This is a genomic window from Pigmentibacter sp. JX0631 (assembly GCF_029873255.1).
Lineage (GTDB): Bacteria > Bdellovibrionota_B > Oligoflexia > Silvanigrellales > Silvanigrellaceae > Silvanigrella.
In genome coordinates, this window is sequence record NZ_CP123622.1 from 3,345,135 (window position 1) to 3,360,906 (window position 15,772).

Genomic DNA, 15,772 nt, shown 5'->3' on the forward strand with positions numbered 1-15,772 from the left:
AATCAAATTAAAAAGTAATTACTGTTTTTCCTTGAATCAATAAGCTAGCTATGCTAGTAGCCCCGCCTAAACCAGGAATTTGAAATTGATCAATTAAGTTAATTCCATATTTTTCAACGTCTTCTTTTGCATTAAAGACAGTGGCACAAGCTTTTGATGCACCTGCAATATTTGTTTTTACAAGAGCATATAGTCCGTGGGCTGGGTGATTAGTATCTTCTAGAACAGCAATCCAGCGAGTTCCTGCACCTTGAAAATAAATTTCAAAATCTTGTCTTTGTGCTTTTAAGTCAGCTGCTAAAACAAGTGCGTTGAAAATTCTTCCTAAAGATTCATCTCCAGGGCTTTTTGGGTCATTAAAAATTACGATTGAGTACTGTGACATGGGTTTCTCCTTTGTAGAAATCACTATACCGAACGTTCGGTATAGTGATTTCTAGCTGAGCAATTTAAATTAGTCAATCTTTTTTTTCAAAAAGTATGCAATATTTTTATAGCTAAATAATTACAATATGTTACAAAATTAAAAATTTTCATTTTTGAGGAGATTTAAAACATCTTGCTATCTTTTCTGCAGAAAGCTAATTTTGGGGAGTGTTTTTTGGCAGCTTTGTGAATTTAAAGGATGTAGAATGTTGCAGCAAGAAGCAGGTTATCTTGCCATATTATCAAAAGATTCAAGATTTGATGGGAAATTTTACTTTGGAGTGACAACCACTGGTATATTTTGTCGTCCCATATGTCCTGCAACTCCAAAAATGAGCAATATTCAATTGTTTTCTTCTATTGCAGAAGCAGAACGATTTGGTTTTCGTCCTTGTATGCGCTGTCAACCGCAGAAAAAATATGAACATTCTTTTGCTTTGAATGAAAATAATTTTTTGATTAGAGCTTTGCAAAAGCTTCAATCTATAGAAATATTTGATTTTAATGAAGAAAACTATGCTTCTGAATTAGGTTTTACAAAACGGCATTTAAGGAGAGTATTTTCAAACTCGCTTGGAAAAACTCCTGTCCAAATATTACAAGAATATCGATTACTAACAGCTAAAAAACTGATAGCAAAAAGTTCCTGTAATTTAACAGATGTTGCTTATAACTCTGGTTTCCAATCACTACGTCGATTCAATGCCTCAATCAAAGAGAAATATCAAATGTCACCTTCAGAAATTAGAAAAAATAGTAGTGAAAATTCTAGAGAATTTTTTGAATTTCTACTGCCTTATCAAAAGCCCTATGATTTTGGTGCGTTACTCGACTTTTACCGTTCACATCAGGTGGGATTATTAGAAGAATTTACGCAAAACTCGATGAGTAGAATTTTTCAAATACATGATGATATAGGAAAAATAAATATTGAGCATATTCCAGAAAAATCATCTCTCTTGCTGAAAATAAATTGTCAAAATATTTCAGTCATTCCGTTAATCATTGAAAATGTAAAGTCTATGTTTGATCTGCAATTTAACCCTGAAGATCTTGCAAATTCCATTCAAAAAGTACCTGAACTTAAAGTTATTTCAGATGAATTTCCAGGAATAAGACTTCCAACGGGCTGGGATCCGTTTGAAGTAGCTATAGCTACTATTCTTGGGCAACTTGTTAGTGTCGAAAGAGGGAAAAATTTAGTTGCAGATTTAATAAATTTATTAGGCAATGAATCAGGATTTTATGCAAATGAAATGCCTATTAAGCTTTTCCCAACCCCAAAACAAATATTAGAGGCAGATTTAACAAAGTTAAAAACAACCACACGCAGAAAACAAACTTTAAAAGATTTTTGCAGGGCGATTATATTAAATGAAATTCATTTAAATTCTGCTCAATCTGTGAGCGAATTCTCAAATAAATTAAAAAAAATAAAAGGTATTGGAGATTGGACCGTTAATTATATTTCTCTAAAAGCTTTAAAAGATACAAATGCATTTCCAGCAACTGATCTTATATTAGCGCTTGCTTTACAAAATTATTCGCTTGAAAAAATTAATGAAGTTTCACCTTGGCGCGGATATGTTGCTGCTTTATTATGGAAAAAATTTGGGAAAAGTAAAAAGAGTATTCTGTAAAAAAAATTATTTAATAATCCATTCTAAAAAATATACTGAAAATTGGTTTATAAAGAAAAAATAGCTATTCAAATCTATAAAAAATGTATTTCTTTGTTTTTACCTATTTTATAGGACTTGTAATTCTTTAATTTGTTTGAGAAATAAATTATGTAATTTTTATTTTACCTTAGCTGGAAATTTTATGGAACATCTGTTTGCATCCGATTTAAAAACCATTTTGCATTCAAAGCGTGCAAATTTATATTATTTAGAATATTGCAGAATATTAGTAAATAATGGTCGAGTTGAATATCTTACAGAAGAAGAAAATAAAAGTTTATATTGGAATATACCTATAGCAAATACAACTTGCATCATTTTAGGTAATGGTACTTCTGTTACTCAAGCGGCAATGCGAGAACTATCGAAAGCTGGAGTTATGGTTGGATTTTGTGGGGGAGGGGGGACACCACTATATTCAGGTATAGAAAAAGAAATAGACATTGCTTGGTTTTCTCCGCAAAGCGAATATAGACCTACTGAATATGTACAAAAGTGGGTAAAGATTTGGTTAGAAGATGAATTAAGGTTACAAGCGGCAAAAAAATTTCAACTTCTTAGAACAACATTTTTAATTGAACAATGGAAACTAAGATTTGAAAGTAGTGATAAAATATTTAATGTTCAGATTGATCAACTAGAAAGCAAATTAAATAATCATACTAATCAAATTCTGAGTGCTAAAAATACAAATGAATTACTACTAGTTGAAGCTAATTTAACAAAATATTTATATTCATTAGCATGTAATGCTACAAAATATGGAGATTTTACAAGAGAAAAAAATGGTACGGGTAATGACCAAGCAAATAAATTTTTAGATCAAGGAAATTATTTAGCATATGGGCTTGCTGCAACTGCCTGTTGGGTTCTAGGAATACCTCATTCTTTTTCTATACTTCATGGAAAAACTAGGCGTGGAGGACTTGTCTTTGACGTTGCTGATCTAGTTAAAGATGCGCTTATTTTACCACAAGCTTTTGTTTCTGCAAAAAATGGAGATGAAGCACAAGATTTTCGTTCCCAATGTATTAAGCTTTTTTTAAAAACGAATAGTCTTGATTTTATGATTAATAGTATTAAAGAAATAGTTGAAAAGATAAACAAATGAATATTTTAATAATTTCACAATGTACAAAAAATGCTTTAATAGAAACAAGAAGAATTCTTGATCATTTTGCTGAAAGAAAAGGGGATTGTGTTTGGCAAACCGATATAACTGAACAAGGCTTACAAACTTTAAGAATTTTACTAAAAAAAACTGCTAAAAAAAATACGGCAGTTGCATGCCATTGGTTAAAGAATAACAATTTATCAGAATTAATTTGGATTGTTGGAGATCGAACAAAATTCAATGATAAAGGAACAGTTCCAACTAATTATACTTATAATAATATTCTAAGAAAAAATTCTGAAAATAATTGGAAAACAGGACAGGCAATTGCACTTCTTAGTTCAATTTCAGGATTATTTCATGATTTTGGCAAAGCGAATGATCTTTTTCAAGAAAAACTTGATTACAAAAAATTTAAAAGCAAAAAAATAAAATTTGAACCTTGTAGACATGAATGGGTTTCGTTAAGATTATTTTTGTCTTTTATAACAGAAAAAATTAATGAATTCAATGAACCTGTTTATTTAACTGATGAAAAGTGGTTACAGAAATTAGCAAATGTAACAAAAGAAGATGATACTGAAATTTTAAATAAACTAATAAAAGATAATACAGAATTTCAAAAAAATCCATTTAAAAATCAAAGTTTACCTAATTTGGCCAGAATAATTTCTTGGCTAATTGTTTCTCATCATAAATTGCCGCAGTATAATAAAGATCGTTCAACACATGCAGAACCAAAACTAGAAAATATTGATTCATGGTTTATAGAAAAATATTGTAACAATATTTCTTGGAATACATCGCAAGTAAATAATAATAATTGGGATACTAGTGATTTTCTTAAAGTTTGGTCTTTTTCGGAAGGCACTCCTATACAAAGTCAGACATGGAGAGAAAAGGCAAAAAAGTTTGCAAATAGAGCCATAAAAAATTATCAGTTATTAAATGCTGACTTTTTGCAAGAAGATAAGTTTTCATCGCATATTTCAAGACTTTGTTTAATGCTAGGAGATCATTCTTACTCATCAGCAATAGCAAATAAAGAGTGGCAAGATAGTAATTATAAGGGCGCAGCTAATACAAATAAAGTTACTAAAAAAATTCATCAAAAACTAGATGAACATAATATTGGTGTAGCTTATTATTCCTATATGATAGCCAAGTCATTGCCAAAATTAAGAGATTATTTACCTAGTATTCAAAGTAATAAAATGATTAAAAGAAGATCAGATAATCCAAAATTTCAATGGCAGGATAAAGCTTATGATTGTTTACTATTTCATCAAAAAGAAACATTGAGGCATGGCTTTTTTGGAGTTAATATGGCTTCAACTGGATGTGGAAAAACATTAGCAAATTCTAAAATAATGTTTGCTATTGCAGATGAAAAAAAAGGATGTAGATTTAATGTTGCTTTAGGATTAAGAACTTTAACCTTACAAACGGGCGATGCCTTAATAGAAAAATTAAAAATTCCAGAAGAAGATATTGCAATTTTAATTGGCTCACAAGAAGTAAAGCAGTTGTATGATTTGGCAAAAGAAAAAGAAATTAAAAATAGTAAAGGAATATCTGAAGAATTTTTTACAGGATCAGAATCAGCAAATTATTTTTTTGAAGATAATTCTTACATTAAATATGATGGAACAATATTAGAAAGTAGCTTTGCAAATTTTATAAAACATAATCCAAAGATTCAAAATCTCATTCAAGCGCCTATTCTTGTTACGACAATAGATCATCTTATTCCAGCAACAGAAGGAACTAAAGGCGGAAAACAAATTGCTCCCACTTTAAGATTGTTATCATCTGATCTTGTGTTGGATGAACCAGACGATTTTGATTTACAAGATTTGCCAGCTTTATGTAGGCTTGTGAATTGGGCTGGAATGCTTGGATCTAGGGTGTTACTTTCTTCTGCTACCATTCCACCAGATCTTGTTAATGCTTTATTTGCAGCATATATTGATGGAAGAAAAATTTTTGAAAAAACCTGTTCCAGTAATGTCAGAGAAACTGAAGTTTGCTGTGTTTGGATTGACGAATTTTCAAAGCCTAAATTTGAAAAAATAAGTAATGAAAATTTATTTAAAAAAGAGCATGAGTTATTTGTTGAAAAAAGAATAGAAAATATTAAAAATATCCCTTGTAAAAGAAAAGCTGAAATTGTAAATGTAAATTCTTTGTCAAATAAAATACCTGAAATTATTTCTAGTATGTCAAATACAATTTACGATAATATTTATAAATTACATGAAAAATTTTACATCTCACATACTAATTATCAAAAAAAAGTATCGATCGGTTTAATAAGAATGGCAAATATTAACCCTTTGATTGCAGTTGCAAAAAATATTTTAGCACGAGAACATAGTAATAATTATGTATTTCATTTTTGCATTTATCATAGTCAGTATCCTATGATTATAAGAGCAAAAATTGAAGAAGAGTTAGATCAATTATTGACAAGACACAATGCAGAAAATTTATGGAACACTTCGTATTTTAAAGAAAATGTTATTAACTGTCCTGAAGAAAACCATGTTATTGTCATTTTTGCTACAAGTATAGCTGAAGTAGGGCGAGATCATGATTACGATTGGGCAATCATTGAACCTAGTTCAATGCGCTCTATCATTCAAATCGCTGGAAGAGTCTTGCGACATAGAAATAATATTCCAAATGATTCTAATATCTATATTTTAAATAAAAACTTTAAAGCTCTCCAGCAAAAAACGGTTTGTTATCATCGCCCTGGTTTTGAATCTGAAGATAATTATTTCATAGATAAAGATTTAAATAATTTATTAGTGGAAAATGATTATAAAGTTATTACTTCTATTCCAAGAATTCAGAAAAATATAAATATGAATTCTACAAATAATTTTATAGATTTAGAACATTCGCAACTTAACAAAAAGCTTTTTGGAGGAAAAATTGGAGATGTATACGCTGAATTATGGTGGAAGAAAAATGTATCATGGTGCAGTGAATTGCAAAGAAGAAGTATTTTTAGATTAGCATTTCATGAGAATAATGAATTATTTTGGTACTTAGATAATGAAGATGATGATCCAGTTTTATCTGAATTTAATTCGGAAAATAAAATTATAACTGTATCAAATATTTATATCTACAATGAATTAAAAAATTTAGTAGTAAGTAAAAAATCAAAAATAATTAATAAGACCGATTTGAAGAATTTAATCATTGATATTTCAGAAAAACTTAAAATTTCACTAAAAGAAGCTTCAATAAAATTTACAAAAATAAGCTTAAGGGAAGGAGAACAGTTTTCTTATTTTTCTGAATTAGGTGCATACAAAGAATTATCTAATTAAATTTTTTTTACTTAATAGGTTTTTAATAAAAGGAGTTGTATGGAAAATCAAGATTTTGTAATTAAAATAAAGGAATATATCGATAGTAAATTGAAGGATAAAAATGATCCTGAAAATGAAAATGTATCTCTCAAATCAGGTATTTATGCAGATTGGATTGATAAAGCTGCAAAAAATGCTAATTCTATTTGTATCACAAGTCATCCTGCTAAATATTCAAATTCAGAAATTAAAACTGGAAATATAAAAGCAGAATTAGTTGATGTATTATTAAAAGATAATAATTTGAACAATGATTCTACATTTTTCGTAAGTACACATAATTTGGAAAATAAAAATTTAGATATTTATTGCAATGCAGCTTATTTAGGATATGCAGGGTTCCTGTTACTTAAAAATCCAAAAAATGACCAACATTTAATAAATGAAATTGTTGCTGGAAATATTCATTTTTTATCTGCATTTTCTGAAAATAAAAAACAAATTTGTGAATGGGTTGAATTATTGAAAGAATCTATCAAAGATAAAAACTATGCATCGCATTATTTATCAAAGCAAATATATTTTCCAGTTGCAAATAAAGAATATCATATTGTGAGTCCTTTAATGGCTTCTTCTTTATATCATAAAGTTTTAGAAAAAATTACATTTTTTAGATATTCAGAAAATGCCAAGTTATTAAGAGAAAAAAAGAAAAATTGTGAATATTCTGATGAAACTATAAAAGATTTTCCAAATTTAATAGAAGTAAAGTATGGAGGTACAAAACCTCAAAATATTTCTTATTTAAATAGTATAAGAAATGGAAAAGTATTTCTACTCTGTAATAAACCTCCAGTGTGGAATAAAAATAAGTCAATTAAAATTGTAACAATAAATAATATTTGGAAAGATTTTGAAAGTATTGTGTATAGGAAAATTAAAAATTTTAAATTCTTTCTCCATAATGAAAAAGCAAATAATTTTGAAAATCGAGATTTAAGAGCAAACTATTTAAGTGAAATTGTAGAATCACTCGTTTTTTATCTTGTTTCATTAAAGAAAGATATTAAGAAATATAAATTAGATGATAGTATTATTAATTCTTATTTTGATGTGTATTTTAAACAAAATAAACTTAAATATTCAGAATTTGATAATGAAAATTTTATAGAAAAAATTGCGAATGAATTTACTTTTTTATTAATAAAAGCAATTAAATCAGATTCTTTAAACTTTAGCGATGATGAATATCAGCACATCAATAAATTAGTAAAAAATGAAATGAAATGGCTTCTTGATGCAGGTGAATTATGAAAAACATCATTGTCTTAGAAAATATTAAAGTAGAAAATGCTAATGCAATCTTTGGTTTGACTTATGGTTTTCCGGGAATTTCAAATTTTTTAGGATTCACTCATGCTTTATCTAGAAAATTAAATAGTAAATTTTGTTTATCTTTTGGGGGCTGTGCCATTGTTTCTCATGAGTATGAAATTAAATTAAAATATTACAAAAAATTTAAAGAACCCGTTTTTACACTAACTAAAAACCCATTGCTGCAAGATGCTAGCACTGCCCCATTTAATGAAGAAGGAAAAATGCATTTAACTGTTTCGTTAATAATTGAGTGTAATTTTTCTATTTCAGAAATTCCTTTTGATACAGGTTCTGCTAAAAATGACAAACAGGAATTTGAAAATTATATTTTGCATGAAGCAGTAAAAATGAAATTAGCTGGTGGGAATATTTTAAGTATAGAAAATGTTAGTTTTTATGAAATTCCAGAAGCAGAATTTGAGAGAAAAAATTTAATAAAAAAAATATGTTACTCTTTGATACCTGGATTTTTCATAATAAATAGAGTTAACTATTTAAAAGAGTATCATGAAAATAAATTAACAGAAAATCCAAAACAAGAAATATTAGATTCATGGTTAGATTTTTATGCGATACAATTTCAAGCAAATAAAATTCTAAATAATAACTCTGAAGAAATAATAAATTGGGAAAAGAAAGATAAACCATATTCTGGATATTTAGTTCCTTTAGCAGTTGGTTATCAGCCAATTACTAAGATTTTTAAAAATTGTGAAGTTAAAAATGGTAGAGATTCAAATTCTGATTTTTGCTTTGTTGAACCTGTTTACAGCATAGGAGAATGGAAAAGTCCACATAAAATAGATAATTTATCTGATGTTTTTTGGTCCTACAATTTTGTTAATAATTTTTATTCATTTTTTTATAAGGGAATGTAACTATGTCAAAAAAAGAAATTAAAACTGCATCAGTACTTGCTTTTGAAAGAAAGCTCTCAAATTCCGATGCTATTATGTCTGCAGGAAAATGGCAAAATATTGAAAACTCCAGTCTTTGGGAGCCAATTCAAATTCAAGAAAAATCTGTTAGAGGAACAATCTCTAATAGATTATCTTCTAAAAATGAAGAAGACCCTTTAAAATTAAATGCAAGTATACAAAATGCAAACTTACAAAGAGTCGACTACGCATGTTTGCCATTTAATACTGATACTTTAAAAATTGAATTTACAGTTAGAATATTAAATAATGTATATGTTCCTACAACTTGTAACAATCCTAGTTATCAAGAAGTTTTTACAGAAAAAATTCAAGAATATATTAAAGAATACAGTTTTAAAGAATTGTCTTTACGATATGCCGAAAATATTGCTAATGGAAGATTTTTGTGGAGAAATAGATTAGGGGCAGATAATATCAATATTCGTGTGACTCAAGTCTCTATTAAAAATGAAAATTCAAAAGTTTGGAACTTTAATGCTTATGACTATAATTTAAAAAACTTTCAATCTTCTCCTACAGATCAATTAAAATCTTTAGCTGAAGTTATTAATAACGGATTTAAAAATGATACTTATACTGGCTTAAAGGTAGAAGCTTTTATTAAATTAGGTGAGGGACAAGAAATATTTCCTTCGCAAGAATTGGTTTTAGATAACGATAAAAATTCTGCAGGAAGAAAAAGTAAATATCTTTATTCTGTTTCTGGTGTAGTAGCTATGCACTCACAGAAAATTGGTAATGCTTTAAGGACAATTGATACATGGTATCCAAATATGTCAGAACCAATTTCAGTTGAGCCTTATGGTTCTGTTACGAACAGAGGGATAGCTTTTAGACAGCCAAAAGAAAATATGGATTTTTATAGTCTTTTTGATAACTGGATTGTAAAAAATATTGAACCAAAATTAGAACAAAAGCATTTTATAATAGCTATGTTAATAAGAGGCGGAGTCTTTGGTGGTAGTGATAAGTAAGAAGGAAAATTTTCATGACTGATTTTTATGTTAACATCGAAATAACTGAAAATTTAGAATTTAGTTCTCAAGTAATTTTAAATACATTATATACAAAATTGCATATAGAACTTGTTAATTTAAAAAGTAACATAGGGGTTAGTTTTCCAAATTACAAAAAAACTTTGGGCAACTGTCTGCGTATCCATGGAAATGAAAAAGATCTTATGCAATTAATGGAGAATAAGTGGTACGGTAATCTACATTCTTACATTAATGTCAGTAAAATTTTAAAAATTCCTGAAAATGTAAGTTATAGAATTGTATCAAGAGTGCAATCAAAAAGTTCTTTAGATCGTTTGTATAGAAGATCGTTGCGCAATGGAAAAAAAACTTTGGAAGAAGTACAAACTCTTTTAAGCAATAATTTAGAAGATAAATTATTGAAATATCCATTTATTGAGTTGAAAAGTTATTCAACTAAACAAAGATTTAAATTATTTATCCAGCATCAAGAAATCAAAAAAGTTCCAACTGAGGGGAAATTTTCTTGTTATGGGTTAAGTCAATTTGGAACTGTTCCTTGGTTCTAATTTTTAGACCCTTTTTTTTCAGCGTGAAAATATGTCTTTAAAATTAAGCTTTAATTGTATTCTGTGAAAATTGGGTTTTGCATGTAAGAAATAGGAGTTGTTATTTGAAAACTGAATAACTTATGTTATAATGCTCAGTTCACTGCCGCACAGGCAGCTTAGAAAAATTGAGGGCTACATATCAAAAACTGATTTGTGTTCACTGCCGCACAGGCAGCTTAGAAATCCGATTGCCAAAGGTTCTGAATGTTTAAAGAGTTCACTGCCGCACAGGCAGCTTAGAAATAACAACAAAGTAGAAGAAATAGAAAAAATTGGTTCACTGCCGCACAGGCAGCTTAGAAAGATGTAAGTTCTACAATTGCGTTAACAGTATTGTTCACTGCCGCACAGGCAGCTTAGAAAACAGGACGCACAGCGGCCGAGGAGGCTCGAGCGTTCACTGCCGCACAGGCAGCTTAGAAATGCCCAAGGTGACCGTGGGGAAAGGGCAGGGAAGTTCACTGCCGCACAGGCAGCTTAGAAAGCTATCGCTTTATATTTTACAACCTCCCATCTGTTCACTGCCGCACAGGCAGCTTAGAAAAATGAGTCAAAGCAGAAATTCAATAGAAGTCTGTTCACTGCCGCACAGGCAGCTTAGAAAGATCTTACTGCAAGTATCAGCAAATCTTCTGGGTTCACTGCCGCACAGGCAGCTTAGAAAATAAGTTCAGATCTTAAAAGCTTTACTTCAAAGTTCACTGCCGCACAGGCAGCTTAGAAATCATGTTGGTTTCGCAAGGGGCTAGCAACCTGGTTCACTGCCGCACAGGCAGCTTAGAAAACTCATCAATATCAATTCGTTTTGTTGGCTTTGTTCACTGCCGCACAGGCAGCTTAGAAAAAGCATAAGTTGAATTTCTGCATTTATATTTTGTTCACTGCCGCACAGGCAGCTTAGAAACATATGATCTGAAACTTTTAAACCCATCAAATGTTCACTGCCGCACAGGCAGCTTAGAAATAAATTAGTTGCTCGTTGGTTAAAAGACAGTGGTTCACTGCCGCACAGGCAGCTTAGAAAAACAGTATTAAGACAACTCGATAAAATGGAATGTTCACTGCCGCACAGGCAGCTTAGAAATGGTCCTGAGCCTCTCTTAGCGCAATTTCTTGGTTCACTGCCGCACAGGCAGCTTAGAAATTGAATTTTCAGAGTTAAATTATTCTACTGCAGTTCACTGCCGCACAGGCAGCTTAGAAAGTGTTTTAGATTATTTAAAAGAATCTTCATATGTTCACTGCCGCACAGGCAGCTTAGAAATGATTCATATTTAAAAAATGCTGGAGCAGACATGTTCACTGCCGCACAGGCAGCTTAGAAACATAATTATCAGGCAATTGGATTTACTATAGCTGTTCACTGCCGCACAGGCAGCTTAGAAATTAAATTTAAAGATACTGTCAAGTATGTAGATGTTCACTGCCGCACAGGCAGCTTAGAAACTGGAAAAAAGGAATTTGCTAGAAGAGCTAGAGTTCACTGCCGCACAGGCAGCTTAGAAATTTCTCTAAAACGAGTAAGTCTGACTTTGTGGGTTCACTGCCGCACAGGCAGCTTAGAAAATTAAATCAGAGTAAGTTCTTTTGAGTAAATTGTTCACTGCCGCACAGGCAGCTTAGAAATTATTTATGAATTTAATTAATATGACCATGTAGTTCACTGCCGCACAGGCAGCTTAGAAAATTCAAATCATGGTTCAAGACGCTCAACGAAAGTTCACTGCCGCACAGGCAGCTTAGAAATGTCCGAATTCCTGTACATCGTACATTTTTAAGTTCACTGCCGCACAGGCAGCTTAGAAAACTCAGCTGGGTATCGATGTAATCTACATCGTGTTCACTGCCGCACAGGCAGCTTAGAAATGTTTTTACAAGTGGGGAACACCCGTGTGTTTGTTCACTGCCGCACAGGCAGCTTAGAAAGATTATGAAATTTACTTTGCCTGTATTAGGAAGTTCACTGCCGCACAGGCAGCTTAGAAAAATGGGAACGCCAACAGTCGATATTTTCTCAAGTTCACTGCCTCACAGGCAGCTTAGAAATAGTTCCAAAGTTATAGTTGTAATTTCTTTGTGTTCACTGCCGCACAGGCAGCTTAGAAAAGCACAGAGACCTATGCAACAGCAACAGAGACGTTCACTGCCGCACAGGCAGCTTAGAAAAATGAAATACCTAAATCTTAAGATGTTCAGAGAGTTCACTGCCGCACAGGCAGCTTAGAAATAGTTGGGCGGTAGGTGCTACAGCTAGTCTTGGTTCACTGCCGCACAGGCAGCTTAGAAAAATCAGGGAATTTTTCGGGTTTATTCATTTTCGTTCACTGCCGCACAGGCAGCTTAGAAATGCAATTGGTGAGAATATTTTCATTTATATTTGTTCACTGCCGCACAGGCAGCTTAGAAAAAACTAGCCATGCTATCTTTATTAAAGACTTCGTTCACGGCCGCACAGGCAGCTTAGAAAACAAGGAAATTTTTAGTGAGTCTACAAAATTAGTTCACTGCCGCACAGGCAGCTTAGAAAAAAATGGTCATATATAGAATTATTGGCATTAAGTTCACTGCCGCACAGGCAGCTTAGAAACTAATAAATTGAAATTTGATTCTTTGAAGTTTTGTTCACTGCCGCACAGGCAGCTTAGAAACAGCAATTGCTTCTTGCCTAGTAACACAACCAGTTTACTGCCGCACAGGCAGCTTAGAAAAAATCATGTTGTGTTTCCATCTGGAAAAAAGGGTTCACTGCCGCACAGGCAGCTTAGAAAAACATCTGATCTTAATTTATGTTGATGCACGCGTTCACTGCCGCACGGGCAGCTTAGAAATGACCATGCGGCAGTCAACGGCATTAAGTGAGGTTCACTGCCGCACAGGCAGCTTAGAAAGCACAAATGAGTAATTTCAAATTTAGTCATAAGTTCACTGCCGCACAGGCAGCTTAGAAAAATCGCCCATAAATATATTGCTCTCATCATATGTTCACTGCCGCACAGGCAGCTTAGAAATCTCGAGCGTCTTTTCTATCAAACGTCTTTTAGTTCACTGCCGCACAGGCAGCTTAGAAATTCGTACTCAAAGACAATCTCATAAGTTAGTAGTTCACTGCCGCACAGGCAGCTTAGAAAAGCAACGCAAAATAGTGATGAGCTTATCGCTGGTTCACTGCCGCACAGGCAGCTTAGAAAAGATAAACGTAAACCTAAATACCACAGTATCCGTTCACTGCCGCACAGGCAGCTTAGAAAATTTAAACCAGCCAGCAGGTGAATAAAGGCCAGTTCACTGCCGCACAGGCAGCTTAGAAAAGACAGACTCTGTCTATCACTTACCTTAATTTGTTCACTGCCGCACAGGCAGCTTAGAAAACACCAACGCTTCCATATCTGATCTATTTGAAGTTCACTGCCGCACAGGCAGCTTAGAAATAATGCAGTGATATTTATTGTCGGCTCACCAGGTTCACTGCCGCACAGGCAGCTTAGAAAAACTATACCCAACATTAAAATAATCAATTAATGTTCACTGCCGCACAGGCAGCTTAGAAACTTGATATCTCTGGAACTAAGGTAGATCCTAAGTTCACTGCCGCACAGGCAGCTTAGAAAGACATTTTGTCGGTTGTCAAGCTTTCAACATCGTTCACTGCCGCACAGGCAGCTTAGAAACCGCTGAAGGGTTAGCTCGAGACACTGCAAGCGTTCACTGCCGCACAGGCAGCTTAGGAAATATCTTAAAAATTATTCCAAATTTTAAAGTTACAAGGTCTCATTATTTATTTGTATAAAAATTAATATATTTGGAAGAGAATAAGTAATATATTTAAGTAAATTTTCAGATAATAAAGATATCATGCCGAGTAAATAAACAAAAATTTAATACAACATAGTAGTTGCTTCAGAAGTTAAAGTTAAGAGATGTTCTAATCCTTTAAAATCTTCGTTACCTTTTAAAATAAAAGAATAAGCATCTGTATTTTTTGGTACATTATTTTTTACATTTTTAATAGCTTCTTTAAAAATTTGTTCAACTTTATAAATATCTTCATTTATTTTATTTTTTTGTTCTATAATTTCACTCAATTTTGGATACATAGCATTATATTCAGACTTAATTTCTTTTAGTAAATATGGTATGCCTACTATATCGCTAATTTTACCATCTGACATAATGTCACCTTTTAACAAATTTAAAGTGACATAGGCATCAATTCTTACTGGATATAAATAAATTTCTGATTGATCAACTTTTCCAAAATTAAGATTTAATAAAATTAAATTATTTTTAGTAACTTTACCGTTAAATTTGTTTAAGTAGCTTGAGATTACATGTATTTTTGCATTTAATAAAACAGATTTTTGATTTAAATCTAAAAGATATTCCCTACTTTTTTTGTTATCTTGAGAAGAACTATTTTGAGAATATTTTTTATTTTCATCTGTTTTTCCACAGGAAAATATAAAAAAAGAAAGGAAAAATAAAACTAGGATGGAACTTACATTTTTCGACATTATTAAAACCTCATAATTTGATAATGCTATTTTTTGAAATAGAGTTTAATTAAAAATTTGTCAATATTGATTTAAAGAAATAAATTGGCTTAATATTTAATTTTAAATTTAATTATTATATAAAGTTATGAATTTCTATTTGTAATTATTGAGTTATTTCTCTTTATTTTATTGACTTTAAATTAATATAGTAAATTTAAATAGTTATAAAATTATTCATATTTTCTTTAAAAAATGATGATGTCCTCATTTGGCGAGTAATTTTAGAAAAAATAATTTAGAAGAGTTATACCTTTTGGATACTATATTAAGGTTGGAGATAACATGCAGGTAAAACAGAAAAAAATTACAACAAACCTTTGTGATCTGTACTTAGTTGGATCAAATGCAGGTCTTCAGGGGGTTTATTGGTCAGAACAGCCAATAAATTCTCTCGAAAATACAAATACTAATGCTATTAATGAAATATTAGACGAAACAGAACGCCAATTACATGAATATCTCATTGGTAACAGAACAACTTTTAATTTAAAGCTTGATATTATAGGCTCTGAATTTCAAAAACAGGTTTGGGCTCAATTGCTTAAAATCCCTTATGGAACAACCATTTCATATAAAAAGCTTGCGCAAAATTGCGGAAATATGAGTGCTAGTAGAGCTGTAGGCAATGCTAATGGAAAGAACCCTTTTTGCATAATTATTCCTTGCCATAGAGTTATAGCTTCAGATGGAAATTTAGGCGGATATTCTGGAGGGCTGGAAATTAAAAAAAACCTATTAGAACTAGAAAAAAAATATTATTTTTAA

10 protein-coding genes and 1 CRISPR repeat array are annotated in these 15,772 nt (G+C 31.2%); of the genes, 8 read left to right on the forward strand and 2 right to left on the reverse strand.

The window, feature by feature from the left end; all coding sequences use genetic code 11:
* Positions 1 to 7 precede the first annotated feature (7 nt).
* Positions 8 to 385, reverse strand: a complete 378-nt coding sequence (locus tag QEJ31_RS14405; RefSeq protein ID WP_280591184.1) for a hypothetical protein — start codon at positions 383 to 385, stop codon at positions 8 to 10.
* Positions 386 to 632: 247 nt separating this feature from the next.
* On the opposite strand from QEJ31_RS14405, the gene QEJ31_RS14410 reads away from it, so the two are divergent.
* The 7 genes from QEJ31_RS14410 (at position 633) to cas6f (ending at position 10,412) form a co-directional block, all read left to right on the forward strand.
* A complete protein-coding gene (locus tag QEJ31_RS14410; protein WP_280591185.1) occupies positions 633 to 2,066 on the forward strand; it encodes an Ada metal-binding domain-containing protein in 1,434 nt (477 codons plus the stop codon).
* Positions 2,067 to 2,250: 184 nt separating this feature from the next.
* A complete protein-coding gene (gene cas1f, locus QEJ31_RS14415; RefSeq protein WP_280591186.1) occupies positions 2,251 to 3,219 on the forward strand; it encodes a type I-F CRISPR-associated endonuclease Cas1f in 969 nt (322 codons plus the stop codon).
* Positions 3,216 to 6,566, forward strand: coding sequence for a type I-F CRISPR-associated helicase Cas3f (gene cas3f / locus QEJ31_RS14420; RefSeq protein WP_280591187.1), 3,351 nt, complete (start codon positions 3,216 to 3,218; stop codon positions 6,564 to 6,566). The genes cas1f and cas3f overlap by 4 nt, the downstream gene beginning before the upstream one ends.
* Positions 6,567 to 6,605: 39 nt before the next feature.
* Positions 6,606 to 7,862, forward strand: coding sequence for a type I-F CRISPR-associated protein Csy1 (gene csy1, locus QEJ31_RS14425; protein ID WP_280591188.1), 1,257 nt, complete (start codon positions 6,606 to 6,608; stop codon positions 7,860 to 7,862).
* Entirely contained in the window at positions 7,859 to 8,803 is a 945-nt protein-coding gene (csy2, locus tag QEJ31_RS14430) for a type I-F CRISPR-associated protein Csy2 (RefSeq protein ID WP_280591190.1), read from the forward strand. Before csy1 ends, csy2 begins: the two co-directional genes overlap by 4 nt.
* Before the next feature lie 2 nt (positions 8,804 to 8,805).
* Positions 8,806 to 9,840 carry a type I-F CRISPR-associated protein Csy3 gene (gene csy3 / locus QEJ31_RS14435; RefSeq protein WP_280591192.1) on the forward strand — a complete coding sequence of 345 codons (1,035 nt, stop codon included), beginning with the start codon at positions 8,806 to 8,808 and terminating at the stop codon, positions 9,838 to 9,840.
* Positions 9,841 to 9,854: 14 nt separating this feature from the next.
* On the forward strand, positions 9,855 to 10,412 hold the full coding sequence (gene cas6f / locus QEJ31_RS14440; RefSeq protein WP_280591194.1) for a type I-F CRISPR-associated endoribonuclease Cas6/Csy4: 558 nt from the start codon (positions 9,855 to 9,857) through the stop codon (positions 10,410 to 10,412).
* 137 nt (positions 10,413 to 10,549) lie between these two features.
* Positions 10,550 to 14,182: direct repeats of the CRISPR family, unit length 28 nt; unit sequence GTTCACTGCCGCACAGGCAGCTTAGAAA.
* A 147-nt stretch (positions 14,183 to 14,329) separates the two neighbouring features.
* Here the strand turns inward: cas6f and QEJ31_RS14445 are convergent.
* Positions 14,330 to 14,965: a hypothetical protein gene (locus QEJ31_RS14445; protein WP_280591196.1), complete on the reverse strand. Its 636-nt coding sequence runs from the start codon at positions 14,963 to 14,965 to the stop codon at positions 14,330 to 14,332.
* 324 nt (positions 14,966 to 15,289) lie between these two features.
* On the opposite strand from QEJ31_RS14445, the gene QEJ31_RS14450 reads away from it, so the two are divergent.
* Entirely contained in the window at positions 15,290 to 15,772 is a 483-nt protein-coding gene (locus QEJ31_RS14450) for a methylated-DNA--[protein]-cysteine S-methyltransferase (protein WP_280591198.1), read from the forward strand.

What these genes read in the sequence shown, in the direction of transcription:
- QEJ31_RS14405 (WP_280591184.1), bottom strand. Translation starts at nt 385, where the DNA reads ATGTCACAGTACTCAATCGTAATTTTTAATGACCCAAAAAGCCCTGGA.
- QEJ31_RS14410 (WP_280591185.1), top strand. Translation starts at nt 633, where the DNA reads ATGTTGCAGCAAGAAGCAGGTTATCTTGCCATATTATCAAAAGATTCA.
- cas1f (WP_280591186.1), top strand. Translation starts at nt 2,251, where the DNA reads ATGGAACATCTGTTTGCATCCGATTTAAAAACCATTTTGCATTCAAAG.
- cas3f (WP_280591187.1), top strand. Translation starts at nt 3,216, where the DNA reads ATGAATATTTTAATAATTTCACAATGTACAAAAAATGCTTTAATAGAA.
- csy1 (WP_280591188.1), top strand. Translation starts at nt 6,606, where the DNA reads ATGGAAAATCAAGATTTTGTAATTAAAATAAAGGAATATATCGATAGT.
- csy2 (WP_280591190.1), top strand. Translation starts at nt 7,859, where the DNA reads ATGAAAAACATCATTGTCTTAGAAAATATTAAAGTAGAAAATGCTAAT.
- csy3 (WP_280591192.1), top strand. Translation starts at nt 8,806, where the DNA reads ATGTCAAAAAAAGAAATTAAAACTGCATCAGTACTTGCTTTTGAAAGA.
- cas6f (WP_280591194.1), top strand. Translation starts at nt 9,855, where the DNA reads ATGACTGATTTTTATGTTAACATCGAAATAACTGAAAATTTAGAATTT.
- QEJ31_RS14445 (WP_280591196.1), bottom strand. Translation starts at nt 14,965, where the DNA reads ATGTCGAAAAATGTAAGTTCCATCCTAGTTTTATTTTTCCTTTCTTTT.
- QEJ31_RS14450 (WP_280591198.1), top strand. Translation starts at nt 15,290, where the DNA reads ATGCAGGTAAAACAGAAAAAAATTACAACAAACCTTTGTGATCTGTAC.